This is a genomic window from Pseudomonas sp. Gutcm_11s, assembly GCF_028649395.1.
In the GTDB taxonomy this organism is placed as follows: Bacteria; Pseudomonadota; Gammaproteobacteria; order Pseudomonadales; family Pseudomonadaceae; genus Aquipseudomonas.
The window spans coordinates 133000-147322 of record NZ_JAQSUW010000013.1 but is presented as its reverse complement, the minus strand read 5'-3'; the positions used below and the strand labels follow the sequence as shown (position 1 = coordinate 147322).

The following is a 14323-nucleotide window of genomic DNA, read 5'->3' as shown; positions in this document are numbered from 1 at the left end:
ATTCGAACCTCCGACCGCCCGGTTCGTAGCCGGGTACTCTATCCAGCTGAGCTATGAGTGCGTGTAGGGCGCGCATTATAGAGACTCTTAATTCTTCGTCAATTGCTTTTTTCGATAACTTTCAACAACTTATCGAACTAACCACTGACATCTCTATAACACTAAATAATGGCGGAGAAGGGGGGATTCGAACCCCCGACACCCTTTTGAGGTGTACTCCCTTAGCAGGGGAGCGCCTTCGGCCACTCGGCCACCTCTCCGCAACACGGGGCGCATGATAACCATGTTTTCCCCGTTTGCAAAGACAAAATTTCGAGAAAAATTAGTGGCTTGGTTCGTCGCCCTTCTCTTTCTGGATGCGCTGGTAAATCTCCTCACGGTGCACGGCAACCTCCTTGGGAGCGTTAACGCCAATACGCACCTGATTACCTTTAACGCCCAGCACTGTGACGGTGACATCGTCACCCACCATCAGGGTCTCTCCGACCCGACGAGTCAGAATCAGCATTCCTTTCTCCTTACGGATTCAAATTTCGGGACAACAGTCTGCAAGAAATAAAATGGTGGCAGCTCCGCACATATCAAGTGCAGCGCCTTCACCCAGTATTGACCAGCGCGGACAAAAGAAAAGTCCTTTACCGCACGGCCAGAAAAACGAAAGGCGCGGAAGACCGCGCCTTTCTTATAAAGCATCACTCGCCCTGTCGGGCCGGAGCGTCGAGCTCGAAGGCAGTGTGCAGGGCGCGCACGGCCAGTTCCAGGTACTTCTCCTCGATAACCACGGAAACCTTGATTTCCGAGGTGGAGATCATCTGGATATTGATGGTTTCCTTGGCCAGTGCCTCGAACATGCGACTGGCAACACCCGCGTGGGAGCGCATGCCGACGCCGACGATGGAGACCTTGGCGATGTTGGTGTCGCCGATCACCTCACGAGCACCCAGCTCACGCGCGGTGTTTTCCAGCACGCCCATGGCGCTCTGGTAGTCGTTGCGATGCACGGTGAAGGTGAAATCGGTGGTGTTATCGTGCGCCACGTTCTGCACGATCATGTCCACTTCGATATTGGCGGCACTGATCGGACCGAGGATCTTGAAGGCCACGCCGGGGATATCCGGTACGCCACGAATGGTCAGCTTGGCCTCGTCGCGATTGAAGGCGATGCCGGAGATGATCGGCTGTTCCATGGATTCCTCTTCATCAAGGGTAATGAGGGTGCCCGGACCCTCCTGGAAGCTGTGCAGCACGCGCAGCGGGACGTTGTACTTGCCGGCGAACTCCACCGAGCGAATCTGCAGCACCTTGGAACCGAGGCTGGCCATTTCCAGCATCTCTTCGAAGGTGATCTTGTCCAGGCGCTGGGCCTTGGCCACCACGCGCGGATCGGTGGTGTAGACGCCATCAACGTCGGTGTAGATCTGGCACTCATCGGCCTTCAGCGCCGCAGCCAGGGCCACGCCGGTGGTGTCGGAGCCGCCGCGACCGAGAGTGGTGATGTTGCCCTCCTCGTCCACGCCCTGGAAACCGGCGACCACGACCACGCGACCAGCCTTGAGGTCAGCACGGATCTTCTGATCGTCGATCTGCAGGATGCGCGCCTTGGTGTGAGCGCTGTCGGTCAGGATGCGCACCTGATTGCCGGTGTAGGACACCGCCGGCACACCGCGCTGAATCAGGGCCATGGCCAGCAGGGCGATGGTCACCTGCTCGCCGGTGGATACCATCACGTCGAGTTCACGCGGTACCGGCTGCCCGTCGGTAATCTGTTTGGCCAGATCGATCAGGCGGTTGGTCTCGCCACTCATGGCAGAGACCACGACGACGATGTCATCGCCGTTTTCGCGGAACTTCTTCACCTTGTCGGCCACCTGCTGAATACGCTCAACAGTGCCGACGGAGGTGCCCCCAAACTTCTGTACGATCAAAGCCATGTCAAAAAACCGCCTGATTCCTCGAAGGGCGCCCATTAAACCCACAACGGGTCACACTGCCAAGGCCCGCCGGACGCACTGCAGGCCCCGCTTTCAACGCAATTAGAGGCCCTGTTCGGCGAAGCTCGCCGCCAGCGCCAGCGCCTCGTCCAGCTTGCCGGCATCGACGCCGCCGCCCTGGGCCATGTCCGGGCGACCGCCGCCCTTGCCGCCAACAGTCGCAGCAGCCTGACGCATCAGATCGCCCGCCTTGAGTTTGCCGGTCAGGTCCTGGGTGACGCCGGCAACCAGCACCACCTTGTCCTCGAACACGCCGCCGAGCAGGATCACCGCGCTACCCAGCTTGTTCTTCAGCTGGTCGACCATGGCCAGCAGGGCCTTGCCGTCCAGACCGTCCAGACGCGAAGCCAGCACCTTGATGCCCTTCACGTCCACGGCCGAGCCAGCCAGGTCGTTGCCGGCAGCGCTGGCGGCCTTGGCCTTGAGCTGTTCCAGCTCTTTTTCCAGCTGACGGTTGCGCTCAATCAGGCCGGACAGCTTGTCCAGCACGTTGTCGCGACTGCCCTTGACCAGCGCGGCGGCTTCTTTCAGCTGCTCTTCCGCGCCATTCAGCCAGGCCAGCGCCGCAGCACCGGTAACGCCTTCGATACGGCGCACGCCAGCGGCCACGCCGCCTTCGCTGGTGATCTTGAACAGTCCGATGTCGCCGGTGCGCGATACGTGGGTACCGCCACACAGCTCGACAGAGAAGCCGCCACCCATGGTCAGCACGCGCACGTCATCGCCGTATTTCTCGCCGAACAGCGCCATGGCGCCTTTGGCCTTGGCGGTTTCAATATCGGTTTCTTCGGTCTCGACCGCGGAATTCTTGCGGATCTCGGCGTTGACCAGCTCTTCCAGCTGCTTCAGCTGCTCGGGCTTGATCGCCTCGAAGTGGCTGAAGTCGAAGCGCAGGCGCTGGCTGTCGACCAGCGAGCCCTTCTGCTGGACGTGCTCGCCCAGCACCTGACGCAGCGCGGCGTGCAGCAGGTGAGTAGCGGAGTGGTTCAGCGCGGTGGCCTGGCGTACCGAGGCATCGACCTCAGCCTTCAGCGAAGTCCCGACGGAGAGGCCGCCCTTGGCAACCACGCCGTGGTGCAGGAAGGCGCCACCGGCCTTGGTGGTGTCGCGCACGTCGAAGCGTACGCCAGCGCTCTCAAGGTAACCGCTGTCACCGATCTGGCCACCGGATTCGGCGTAGAACGGGGTCTGGTCCAGCACGACCACGCCCTCCTCGCCTTCGGCGAGGCTGTCGACGGCGGCGCCGGCCTTGAATAGTGCGACGATCTTGCCGCTGCCAGTGGTGCCCTCGTAGCCGAGGAACTGGGTATCGACGTCGATCTTGACCAGGCTGTTGTAGTCCATGCCGAAGGAGCTGGCGGAACGGGCACGCTCACGCTGGGCTTCCATCTCACGCTCGAAGCCTTCCTCGTCGAGGGTCAGCTCGCGCTCGCGGGCGATGTCGCCAGTCAGGTCGACCGGGAAGCCGTAGGTGTCGTACAGCTTGAACACCACGTCGCCAGGAATGACGCTGCCCTTGAGGTCGGCCAGATCCTGCTCAAGGATCTTCAGGCCCTGCTCCAGGGTCTTGGCGAACTGCTCTTCTTCGGTTTTCAGCACGCGCTCGATGTGCGCCTGCTGCTGTTTCAGTTCAGGGAAGGCTTCGCCCATCTCGGCCACCAGCGCGGCGACGATCTGGTAGAAGAAGCTGCCTTTGGCGCCCAGCTTGTTGCCGTGACGGCAGGCGCGACGCACGATGCGGCGCAGCACGTAGCCACGGCCTTCGTTGGACGGAGTCACGCCGTCAGCGATCAGGAAGCCGCAGGAGCGAATGTGGTCGGCAACCACTTTCAGAGAGGCCTGGCCTTCGTTGGCGCAGCCGATGGCCTTGGCCGCGGCGTTGAGCAGGCTCTGGAACAGGTCGATCTCGTAGTTCGAGTTGACGTGCTGCAGCACGGCGCTGATGCGTTCCAGGCCCATGCCGGTATCCACGCTCGGCGCCGGCAGCGCGTGCAGTACGCCATCCGCGGTGCGGTTGAACTGCATGAACACGTTGTTCCAGATCTCGATGTAACGGTCGCCGTCTTCTTCCGGCGAGCCGGGCGGGCCGCCCCAGATGTGGTCGCCGTGGTCGAAGAAGATCTCGGTGCAAGGGCCGCACGGGCCGGTATCGCCCATCGCCCAGAAGTTGTCGGAAGCGTACGGCGCGCCCTTGTTGTCGCCGATGCGGATCATGCGCTCGGCCGGGATGCCGACTTCCTTGTGCCAGATGTCGTAGGCCTCGTCGTCGGTGGCGTAGACGGTGACCCAGAGCTTCTCCTTCGGCAGGTTCAGCCACTTGTCGCTGGTCAGGAACTCCCAGGCATAGGAAATGGCATCGTGCTTGAAGTAGTCGCCGAAGCTGAAGTTGCCCAGCATCTCGAAGAAGGTGTGGTGGCGCGCGGTGTAGCCAACGTTTTCCAGGTCGTTGTGCTTGCCGCCGGCACGCACGCACTTCTGGCTGGTGGTGGCGCGGGTGTAGGCGCGCTTTTCCAGGCCGAGGAAGCAGTCCTTGAACTGGTTCATGCCGGCGTTGGTGAACAGCAGGGTCGGGTCGTTCGCCGGGATCAGCGAACTGGAGGCGACGCGGGTGTGCCCCTTCTCTTCGAAGAAGCGGAGGAAGGCTTCACGGATTTCTGCGCTTTTCATCTATTTCATCCAGGCAAACGGCGACCACGGCAAAAGCCGGCAAAGGGCCGCATTATATCGGCCTCTCGCGGTAGGGACAGCCCGTTTACGGGGATTTTGGATAGAAAACGACTATCGAGCGCCTTGCCGTTCACGGCAGACGCTCAAGCCCCCCTCATGCAGGGGCGAAGCGCTCAGAGCTCGGTCGGGACGATCAGGATGCCGGCGCGCAGGCCGTTCTTGACCTTGGGATTGGGGAAGATGATGCGCGCGCCCTGCTCTTCCACCAGCCAGCGGGTGCCGGCGATGTCCTCGGCCAGCAGGAAGCCTGGCTCGAGTTCGGTGAAGTTCTCGATATCGGTCGGCAGGTGCAGCTTGAAGGCATCGCTGTGCTTGATCACCTCGCGCGACACGGCGAACAGCTGCATGCCGTCCGGCGAGTCGGTTTCCGGCTCGCAATTCTCCACCAGTTCGCGCAGGCGCTTCTCCAGCAGGTCCAGGTTGACCAGCTGGTTCTGCCCGAATGGCCGCGCCTTGCCCAGCTCCAGGGTGAAGGCCTCGGCGCCCAGGCGCGCGTAGGTGTAGGAGCTGAAGGTGATGCCGGTCTTGCGCTGCAGCAACACCGCGTCGATGCCGGCGGCGCGCAGGCGGGCCAGCTCGGCGCGCGAGTGCTCGCGGCCTTCGACATAGGGATAGAGGGCGAACTGCTCGATCTTCGAACCACGGATCGCGGTGTGCAGGTCGTAGTGCAGGCGCGCCCTGCCGTCCTTGCTGAAGAAAGCGGCGGCATGGCGCTCCAGCTCGTTGGCGCGCAGCGCCTCGAAGCCGCTGCTCTGCTCGTGGCGGCCATCGAACAGGCGGTTGATGTCCTGCTCCATATAGCGCTCGCCGCGGCGCATGGCCTCGGGGTTACCGAACAGGAAGAGAATGCGTGCCTTGGGCAGCAACTGGCCGGAAGCGACCCCCTGCACCAGGCGATCGAGCAGCTCGATCGGCGCCGTCTCGTTGCCATGGATGCCGGCCGACAGCAGCAGGTCGAGGCCGCTGTCGTCGTGGGCGGTCGGCGTCACTTCCAGCACGCCCTCGCCCAGCCAGTGCAGGCGCGCGCCCTCGCGGGTTAGCTGAATCTTCTCGGTCGGCTCGCGGCCGGCCAGGGTGAGTTCGAGCAGTTTGCCGAGGGCGAGCATGACGGAGGTAACCCTCAGTGGTTGCAGTCGGGACCGTGAACGTGGTCGTCGTCTTCGTCACCCACCTCGGCGGGCTCCATTTCCAGCTGCAGGCTGACCAGGTTGGTCGCCAGGGGACGCAGCAGCAGGTTGGCGTACTCGGCATCGCCTTCCTCGACGTCGACGCCGATCAGCAGCTGACCGTTGCCAGCCTGCTGGATCCACACTTCCTTGCCCTGCCAGATCACGGCAAAGCGGGTGCAGGAAGTTTCCAGCTGGGTGCCGTCGGTGTCTTCGAGGATGAGTTGCAGGGCGTCGGACATGGAATCAGTACTCTGTTAAGCCAATTGGAATGGGTAAACCGAGCCCAGTTTAAGGATCTGCGTCAGTTCATCCAATGCTGTGCGGCATTCGACCAGCAATTGCGGGTCGGCCAGATCGCTTTCCGCCAGACGGTCGCGATAGTGTTTGTCGACCCAGGTATTCAGGGTGCCGAACAGTTCCTGGGTCATCACCACACCCGGGTTGACCGCGGCCAGCTCCTGCTCCTTGAGCGCCACGCGCAGGCGCAGGCACGCGGGGCCGCCGCCGTTCTGCATGCTCTGCTTGAGGTCGAACACCTTTACCTCACGGATCGGGCCGTTACCGCTGGTCAGCTCGCTCAGGTAGTTCCACACGTTGGCGTTGTTGCGGCACTCCTCCGGCACGATCAGCAGCATGCCGCCGTCGGCGCGGCTCAGCAGCTGGCTGTTGAACAGGTAGGAACGCACCGCGTCGTCCACGCTCACCGCACTGCCCGGCACGCGTACGGCCTGGAAGTTACCGCCACGACGAGCCAGCTTTTCGCCCAGCTCGGCCAGCACCTTGTCGGTGTCGAGGAAGGCGTCCTGGTGATAGAACAGCACCTCGCCGTTGCCCACCGAGATCACGTCGTTGTGGAACACACCCTGATCGATCACGGCAGGGTTCTGCTGAGCGTAGACCACACCCGCCTCACCCAGGCCGTGTAGACGGGCTACCGCCTGGCAGGCTTCCAGGGTCTGCCGCGCCGGGTAGCGCGACGGCGCCGGGAAGCGGCTGTCGAAGGCGCTGCGGCCGAACACGAAGAACTCCACGCCGGCATCGCCATAGCCCTTGCAGAAGCGCGTGTGGTTGGCCGCGCCCTCGTCGCCGAACTGGCCCACGGCCGGCAGCGCGGCGTGATGGGCGAAGTGCTGTTCGTTGTTGAACATGGCGCGCAGCACGCGGCTGGTGGTCGGGTGCTCAATGGAGCGGTGGAACTTGCAGTTGAGGTTGGCGGCAGTGAAGTGCACGCGGCCGTCCGCGGTGTCGGCGCTGGGGCTGACGGTGCAGGAGTTGGCAGTCCACATGCTGGAGGCCGAACTGACGGCGGCCAGCAGCGGCATGGATTCCTTGGCGGCCTTGGCGATCACCTCGGCATCGGTGCCGGTGAAGCCCAGGCTGCGCAGCGCGGCGACGTCCTGGCGCTCCTGCGGGGCGAACACGCCCTGCTTGAAGCCCATGTCCATCAGCGCCTTCATCTTGCCCAGGCCCTGCTTGGCCGCTTCCTTCGGGCTGGAGACCGCCTGGCTGTTGCTCTGCGACGCCACGTTGCCGTACGACAGGCCGCCGTAGTTGTGGGTCGGACCGACCAGGCCGTCGAAGTTCATCTCATAGGCGGACATCACAGACTCACTCCCGGGGTCAGGGTGGCGGGCAGGCTCAGGGTTTCGCTTTCCAGCGAGGCGACCGGGTAGGCGCAGTAGTCAGCCGCGTAGTAGGCACTGGCGCGGTGGTTGCCGGAGGCGCCCACGCCGCCGAACGGCGCGCTGCTGGCGGCGCCGGTCAGCTGCTTGTTCCAGTTGACGATGCCGGCGCGGCTCTCGATCAGGAACTGCTGGTAGCGCTCGGCGGAATCCGACAGCAGGCCCGCGGCCAGGCCGTACTGGGTGTCGTTGGCCTCGGCGATGGCGGCGTCGAAGCCGTCATAGCGGATCACCTGCAGCAGCGGGCCGAAGAACTCTTCGTCGATGCGCTCGGCGACGGCCGTCACGTCGAGGATGCCCGGGGTCAGCAGCGCGGCATTGGCCAGCGGCTGCGACATGTCGAGCAGCGATACCGCACCGCGCTCGATCAGCTGGCGCTGGGCCTTGAGCAGGTGCTCGGCGGCGGCGAGTGAGATCACCGAGCCCATGAACGGCGCCGGCTGCTCGTCGAAGGCGCCGACCTTGATGGTCGCGGCCACCGCTACCAGGCGCGCCAGCAGGGCATCGCCCCAGGCGCCGACCGGCACCAGCAGGCGACGGGCGCAGGTGCAGCGCTGGCCGGCCGAGATGAAGGCGGACTGGATGATGGTGTACACGGCGGCGTCGACATCGGCGATCTGGTCGACCACCAGCGGGTTGTTGCCGCCCATCTCCAGCGCCAGGATCTTGTCCGGGCGGCCGGCGAACTGGCTGTGCAGCAGGTTGCCGGTGCGGCTGGAGCCGGTGAAGAACAGGCCGTCGATACCGGCGCTGGCGGCCAGGGCCACACCGGTCTCGCGGGCGCCCTGCACCAGGTTGAGCACGCCCGCCGGCAGGCCGGCTTCGACCCAGCACTTCACGGTCAGCTCGGCGACCTTGGGGGTCAGCTCGCTGGGCTTGAACACCACGGCGTTACCGGCCAGCAGTGCCGGCACGATATGGCCGTTGGGCAGGTGGCCAGGGAAGTTGTACGGGCCGAACACCGCGACCACACCGTGCGGCTTGTGGCGCAGCACGGCGGTGGCGTCGGCCAGCGGGCCGCTCTTCACGCCAGTGCGCTCACGGTAGCTCTGGATGGAGATGGCGACCTTGTTGACCATGCTGGTCACCTCGGTGGCGGACTCCCACAGCGGCTTGCCGGTTTCCTCGCCGATGGCGCGGGACAGTTCGTCGGCATGGTTCTTCAGGGTGGCGGCGAACTGCTCGAGCACGGCAATGCGCTCATCCAGCGGGCGACGCGCCCAGGCCGGAAACGCGGCGCGGGCGGCGGCCACGGCCTGCTCGACCTGGGCGGCATTGGCGCCCTGGCCGTTCCACACGGATTCCTGGGTCACCGGATTGAGCGAATCGAGGGCCTCGCCCTGCCCCGCCTGCCAGTGGCCGGCGATGTAATGAGTCGTCATTGCTTGCTCTCCTTGGCCGACAGCGCCACCGCGCGTACCTGGGCGCCGGCGCTCAGGTGCAGGCGCTTGGCGGTTTGCTGATCGACTACCAGCGTGCCAGAGGCCACCCGCGCCGAGGCGGCGGCGATGCGGCAGTCCTGACGCTTGCGGTTGTGGATCAGGTAAGGGATGGCGTCGTCGCCCGGCGTGCCCACGGCCAGCACCAGAGTCTGGCTGTCGCGCACGGCGCGGATCTTGTCGGTCTCCACCTCGATGGCCGGGCCGGCGTCGAAGATGTCGACGTAACCCTGGTAGCTGAAGCCCTCGCCCTTGAGCATGGCCAGCGCCGGCTCGGTATCCGGGTGCACGCGGCCGATGACGGCGCGCGCCTCCTCGGAGAGGAAGCAGCTGTACAGCGGGAACTTGGGCATCAGCTCGGCGATGAAGGCCTTGTTGCCGACACCGGTGAGGTAGTCGGCCTGGCTGAACTCCATCTTGAAGAAGTGCCGGCCCAGGCTCTCCCAGAACGGCGAGCGGCCAGCGGCGTCGGACATGCCGCGCATCTCGGCGATCACCTTGTCGCCGAACAGCTCACGGAACTCGGCCATGAACAGGAAGCGCGCCTTGGACAGCAGGCGACCGTTGAGGCCGCTGCGGTAGTCGGCATGCAGGAACAGCGAGCACAGCTCGGAGTTGCCGGTCAGGTCGTTGGCCAGGAACAGCGTGGGGATCTCGCGGTGGATCTTCAGCTCCTGGGAGGCGCTGACGGTGAGACCGACCCGGTAGTTGTACCAGGGCTCGCGCAGGCCCACGGCGCCGGCGACGGCGGAGATGCCGACGACCTTGCCATCATCGTCCTCGAGCACGAACAGGTAGTCGGCGTCGGCACGCTCGGCCTCGCCGCTGAAGGCTTTCTCCGCCCAGCCGACCCGGTGCGCCAGGCGCTCCTCGTTGGCCGGCAGGGTGGTCAGGCCGGTGCCGGTACTGCGGGCCAGGTCGATCAGCGCCGACAGGTCGCCGCTACGGACGGGACGAACGATCATAAATCCTCCGGGATACGCCCCGTCGCACGCGGGGCCGCCCTTCTCCAGCGGAGAAGGAGTGAATGCTTAAACCGCCACCAAACGTACGCTGGCACCCTCGCCCACACCCAGTGCCTCGGCCGCCTCGGCACTCAGGGTCACCGGCTTGCCGGGCACCCAGTCGAGGTCGGCGATGATGGCGCGGAAGTCCTGTAGCTGGCCGTTGCTCACCAGATACTGGCGCCCGCCCTTGCCCGGCTCGCCGATACGCACCGGCACCACGCGGCTCTGGGCAATGGAGCGGATGCCCGAGGTGCGCGCGTGCAGGGTCGGGCCGCCATCGAAGATGTCGATGTAGTGGTCGGTCTCGAAGCCTTCGCGCATCAGGATGTCGAAGGTCACCTGGGCGCGGCTGTAGACCTGGCCCATGGCTTCCTGGGCGCTGTCGGGCAGCAATGGCACGTAGATCGGGTAATGCGGCATCAGCTCGGCGAGGAAGGTGCGGCTCTTCAGCCCGCACAGGCGCTCGGCGTCGGTGTAGCTCATGTCGAAGAAGTTGCGGCCCACCGCGTCCCAGAACGGCGAGTCGCCGCTCTCGTCGCTGTAGCCGACGATCTCCACCACCACCGCATCGGCGAAGCGCTCGGGGTGGGCGGCCATGAACAGCAGGCGGCCACGCGAGTTGAGCTCGGCAGACGGCGTCTCGACCAGGTCGCGCTGCACGTAGAAGCTGGTCAGCAGGCTGTTGCCGGTGAGGTCATGGCACAGCGAGAGGACGTGAATCTTGTTGTGGATCTTCAGCTCGCGCGAGGCGTGCACGAAGGTCTCGTTGCGGAAGCTGTAGAACGGCTCCGAGTAGCCGGCCGAGGCGACGATGGCCGAGCAGCCGACCAGTTTGCCGGTGACGGCATCCTCGAGCACGAAGAAGTAGCTCTCCTCGCCGTTGAAACTGACCTCGGCGGAGAAGGACGCCTCGGACGCGGCGATCTTGTCGCTCAGGCGGCCGGCGTCGTCGGGCAGCGAAGTAACGCCCACCGGGCTGTCGGCAGCCAAACGCTGCACTTCAGCAAGGTCGGACATCTGCGCGGGGCGCATCACCAGCATGGCGCTACTCCTTTCCAAAAACTGTGTCCCGCCAGTGCGGAACGACTTTCGAATAAAAGCTCCAAAAGGCTTCAGGCAGCCCTCTGGAGAAAGACCGGAGCGTGGCTCCGATCACGCATGGAACGTTTCGTCCTGAAAAGAACCGGCGGCGCAACCCTGCGCCGCCGCTACCGATCGTGGATCAGCCCTGGACCAGCTTGGCCACGGCGCGTTCGAAGCGATCCAGGCCGTCGTTGATGTCGGCGTCGTCCACCACCAGGCTTGGGGCGAAACGAACGGTATCCGGACCGGCCTGCAGCACCATCACGCCTTCGGCGGTGGCGGCGTCGAGCACGGTCTTGGCCTTGCCCTTCCAGGCATCGGTCAGGGCACAGCCGAGCAGCAGGCCGAGGCCGCGGATCTCGCTGAAGATGCCGTACTTCTCGCCGATCGCCTGCAGGCGCTGCTTGAACTGGGCATGCTTGGCCTTGACGCCACCCAGCACTTCCGGGGTGTTGACGATATCCAGTACCGCCTCGGCCACCGCACAGGCCAGCGGGTTGCCGCCGTAGGTGGTGCCGTGGGTGCCGACGGCCAGGTGCTTGGCCAGCTCGGTGGTGGTGAGCATGGCGCCGATGGGGAAGCCGCCACCCAGGCTCTTGGCGCTGGAGAGGATGTCCGGGGTGACGCCGTAGTGCATGTAGGCGAACAGCTCGCCGGTACGGCCCATGCCGCTCTGCACTTCGTCGAACACCAGCAGCGCGTTGTGCTGGTCGCACAGGGCACGGGCGCCTTCCAGGTAGGCCTGATCGGCCGGCAGCACACCGCCCTCGCCCTGGATCGGCTCGATCACCACGGCGCAGGTCTTGTCGGAGATGGCCGCCTTGAGGGCATCCAGGTCGTTGTACGGGATGTGGGTGATGCCCTCGATCTTCGGACCGAAGCCATCGGAATACTTGGGCTGGCCACCGACGCTGACGGTGAACAGGGTGCGGCCGTGGAAGCTGTTGAGCGCGGCGATGATCTCGTGCTTTTCCGGACCGAAACGGTCATGGGCGACGCGACGGGCCAGCTTGAACGCGGCCTCGTTGGCCTCGGCGCCGGAGTTGCAGAAGAACACGCGCTCGGCGAAGGTCGCATTCACCAGCTTGTGGGCCAGACGCAGGGTCGGCTCGTTGGTGAACACGTTGGAGATGTGCCACAGGGTGTTGGCCTGCTCGGTCAGTGCCTTGACCAGCGCCGGGTGGCAGTGACCCAGCGAGTTGACGGCGATGCCACCGGCGAAGTCGATCAGCTCGCGACCACTCTGATCCCAGACTCGGGAGCCCTGACCACGCACCGGAATGAAGGCGGCGGGGGCATAGTTGGGGACCAGATACTGATCGAAATCGGCGCGTTGCACCGGATCGTGCTGAACGGACATCGGGGCTCTCCTGAACAAGGAACACCGCACTAATGGCAGGTGATGAAAGGATTGTAGGGGCTGCCCACGGGCCCGCATTGTCGCCATGCGACAACTTCTTACAGCGGCAACCCGCGGATTTCCTGGGCTTTCGGCAATGCGACAGAAAGCACCGGAATTGCGCAGTTTAAACGCTGCGCGAGCAATTCTCCCCTCTCCGGCTGCGACTTTATTTCCTGAGCCCATGCAGCAGCGGCAACAAGCCCTTAATTCAGACTTGGCGCTTTCCTCGGCTCGCCGCTACAGGTTTCGCCTTGTACGGCGAGTTACTTTCTCTTGTTTGCCCAAGAGAAAGTAACCAAAGAGAAGGGCACCCCGACATTCGGGTCTCGCTGCGCTCGACTCCCCTCCTTCCGGTGCCGCTCCGGGGGCCGTCACGAAGGGACATCCCTGTCCCTTCGTTCCTCGCTCGGCGTCCTGCCTCGCGTCCCCCTACGCAGCACCTCCAGTCGGCCTACTGACGGGGACTCGGACTCCGAGTTGCCTGGTAGCTCTTCTTTAATCGATCAGGCCCACGCGAAGCGCGGGAAAAGAAACGCAAAGCCGTCAGGCAGCTCCAAACGCCCCTTCAGAAGGGTGAGCAGAATCGTCGCGGAAGGGGTTGAGCGGCATGGATGCCGCGAGAGGCGCGATGGGCCAGGGATGGCCCTTCGCGGCGCGCCCCTGGAGCGGCGATGGAGCGAACGAACCCGGAGCGAAGCGTAGGGCCGGATGGCGGGGCAAGCGTTTTTGGTTACTTTTGCCGCGACTGGCAAAAGTGACCCGCCCAGCAGGGCGGAACAGAAAGCATCAATCAACGCAGCAAACGGCAACGGCGCGGAGCCCCAAAACGGTTACCCGCGCTCGACAGAAGCCGGAGCGATCTCAAACGGACTGGCGCTGCGGCGCTGGTTGCGATCTTCCCGCGGAGTAGCGCCGAAGAAGTTGCGGTAAGCGCTGGAGAAGTGCGGCCCCGAAGAGAAGCCACAGGACAACCCGATCTGGATGATCGACTTGCTGGTCTGCATCAGCAACTGGCGCGCCTTGTTCAGACGCAACTCCAGGTAGTACTGGCTCGGCACGCGATTGAGGTACTGCTTGAAGATCCGCTCCAGCTGACGCCGCGACACGCACACATGCTGGGCGATTTCGTCGGTGGTCAGCGGCTCTTCGATGTTGGCTTCCATCAGCAGCACGGCCTGGGTCAGCTTCGGATGGCTGGAGCCGATGCGGTTCTGCAGCGGAATCCGCTGGCGCTCGCCACCTTCGCGGATGCGCTCGACCACCAGCTCCTCGCTCACCGCCCCCGCCAGTTCGGCGCCATGATCGCGGGCCAGCACGGCCAGCAGCAGGTCGAGCACGGCCAGACCGCCACAGGCGCTGAGGCGATCACGATCCCAGTCGAACAGGTGACTGGTGGCGATGACCTTGGGGAAACGCTCGGTGAAATCGTCCTGCCAGCGCCAGTGCACGGCGGCGCGATAGCCGTCGAGCAGGCCCAGTTGGGCCAGCGGGTAAACGCCAGCGGACAAGCCGCCGAGCAGCACGCCACCACGCGCCAGTTGCTTGAGGGCCTGCGCCAGCGGCGGCGCGACCTGGGTCGGCGGCTCGTCGGCCAGCAGGAACAGTTTCTGGCAGCCGTCCAGGCGCCCGGACCAAGGCTCGCCCGGCAGCTGCCAGGCGCCAGGCTGTGGCGCCTCGGCCTGCAGGAAACGCAGCTCGTAGGACACGTCCGGATGGACGCGCTGCGCCACGCGCAGGGCCTCCTCGGCCAGGGCCAGGGTGGTGGGCCTGGTCTGCGGCCAGATGAGGAAACCGATGCAGTGGGCAGTGGACGTCATGGCTGG

The 14323-nt window shown here is 64.8% G+C and carries 11 protein-coding genes and 1 tRNA gene; all 12 read right to left on the bottom strand.

What is annotated here, in order from left to right:
• Window positions 1-169: 169 nt before the first annotated feature.
• The 12 genes from PTT45_RS10515 to PTT45_RS10460 all read right to left on the bottom strand — a co-directional run bounded on the left by PTT45_RS10515 (window position 170) and on the right by PTT45_RS10460 (window position 14317).
• A tRNA-Ser gene (locus PTT45_RS10515) sits at window positions 170-260 on the bottom strand.
• A gap of 62 nt (window positions 261-322) precedes the next feature.
• The gene (gene csrA, locus PTT45_RS10510) at window positions 323-508 is read right to left on the bottom strand and encodes a carbon storage regulator CsrA (RefSeq protein ID WP_003244478.1); all 186 of its coding nucleotides are present in this window, start codon (window positions 506-508) and stop codon (window positions 323-325) included.
• A gap of 184 nt (window positions 509-692) precedes the next feature.
• Entirely contained in the window at window positions 693-1931 is a 1239-nt protein-coding gene (locus tag PTT45_RS10505) for an aspartate kinase (protein WP_273813175.1), read from the bottom strand.
• A gap of 102 nt (window positions 1932-2033) precedes the next feature.
• Entirely contained in the window at window positions 2034-4658 is a 2625-nt protein-coding gene (gene alaS, locus PTT45_RS10500; protein ID WP_273813173.1) for an alanine--tRNA ligase, read from the bottom strand.
• Between the two features lie 173 nt (window positions 4659-4831).
• A complete protein-coding gene (astE, locus tag PTT45_RS10495) occupies window positions 4832-5824 on the bottom strand; it encodes a succinylglutamate desuccinylase (protein WP_273813172.1) in 993 nt (330 codons plus the stop codon).
• A gap of 14 nt (window positions 5825-5838) precedes the next feature.
• On the bottom strand, window positions 5839-6126 hold the full coding sequence (locus PTT45_RS10490) for a topoisomerase II (RefSeq protein ID WP_273813171.1): 288 nt from the start codon (window positions 6124-6126) through the stop codon (window positions 5839-5841).
• A gap of 15 nt (window positions 6127-6141) precedes the next feature.
• A complete protein-coding gene (gene astB / locus PTT45_RS10485) occupies window positions 6142-7488 on the bottom strand; it encodes an N-succinylarginine dihydrolase (protein ID WP_273813170.1) in 1347 nt (448 codons plus the stop codon).
• Window positions 7488-8951: a succinylglutamate-semialdehyde dehydrogenase gene (gene astD, locus PTT45_RS10480; protein WP_273813168.1), complete on the bottom strand. Its 1464-nt coding sequence runs from the start codon at window positions 8949-8951 to the stop codon at window positions 7488-7490. The genes astB and astD overlap by 1 nt, the downstream gene beginning before the upstream one ends.
• Entirely contained in the window at window positions 8948-9973 is a 1026-nt protein-coding gene (gene astA / locus PTT45_RS10475; RefSeq protein ID WP_273813166.1) for an arginine N-succinyltransferase, read from the bottom strand. The genes astD and astA overlap by 4 nt, the downstream gene beginning before the upstream one ends.
• Before the next feature lie 66 nt (window positions 9974-10039).
• Window positions 10040-11056 (bottom strand): arginine/ornithine succinyltransferase subunit alpha, encoded by a 1017-nt coding sequence (gene aruF, locus PTT45_RS10470; protein WP_273813165.1) that lies wholly within the window; start codon window positions 11054-11056, stop codon window positions 10040-10042.
• Window positions 11057-11237: 181 nt separating this feature from the next.
• Entirely contained in the window at window positions 11238-12458 is a 1221-nt protein-coding gene (locus PTT45_RS10465; protein ID WP_273813164.1) for an aspartate aminotransferase family protein, read from the bottom strand.
• Window positions 12459-13330: 872 nt separating this feature from the next.
• A complete protein-coding gene (locus tag PTT45_RS10460; RefSeq protein ID WP_273813163.1) occupies window positions 13331-14317 on the bottom strand; it encodes a GlxA family transcriptional regulator in 987 nt (328 codons plus the stop codon).
• Between the last annotated feature and the right edge of the window lie 6 nt (window positions 14318-14323).

Excerpts from the sequence above, each read along its gene's own strand:
- astE (WP_273813172.1), bottom strand. The coding sequence starts at position 5,824 with ATGCTCGCCCTCGGCAAACTGCTCGAACTCACCCTGGCCGGCCGCGAG.
- astB (WP_273813170.1), bottom strand. The coding sequence starts at position 7,488 with ATGTCCGCCTATGAGATGAACTTCGACGGCCTGGTCGGTCCGACCCAC.
- PTT45_RS10490 (WP_273813171.1), bottom strand. The coding sequence starts at position 6,126 with ATGTCCGACGCCCTGCAACTCATCCTCGAAGACACCGACGGCACCCAG.
- csrA (WP_003244478.1), bottom strand. The coding sequence starts at position 508 with ATGCTGATTCTGACTCGTCGGGTCGGAGAGACCCTGATGGTGGGTGAC.
- astD (WP_273813168.1), bottom strand. The coding sequence starts at position 8,951 with ATGACGACTCATTACATCGCCGGCCACTGGCAGGCGGGGCAGGGCGAG.
- alaS (WP_273813173.1), bottom strand. The coding sequence starts at position 4,658 with ATGAAAAGCGCAGAAATCCGTGAAGCCTTCCTCCGCTTCTTCGAAGAG.
- astA (WP_273813166.1), bottom strand. The coding sequence starts at position 9,973 with ATGATCGTTCGTCCCGTCCGTAGCGGCGACCTGTCGGCGCTGATCGAC.
- PTT45_RS10465 (WP_273813164.1), bottom strand. The coding sequence starts at position 12,458 with ATGTCCGTTCAGCACGATCCGGTGCAACGCGCCGATTTCGATCAGTAT.
- aruF (WP_273813165.1), bottom strand. The coding sequence starts at position 11,056 with ATGCTGGTGATGCGCCCCGCGCAGATGTCCGACCTTGCTGAAGTGCAG.
- PTT45_RS10505 (WP_273813175.1), bottom strand. The coding sequence starts at position 1,931 with ATGGCTTTGATCGTACAGAAGTTTGGGGGCACCTCCGTCGGCACTGTT.
- PTT45_RS10460 (WP_273813163.1), bottom strand. The coding sequence starts at position 14,317 with ATGACGTCCACTGCCCACTGCATCGGTTTCCTCATCTGGCCGCAGACC.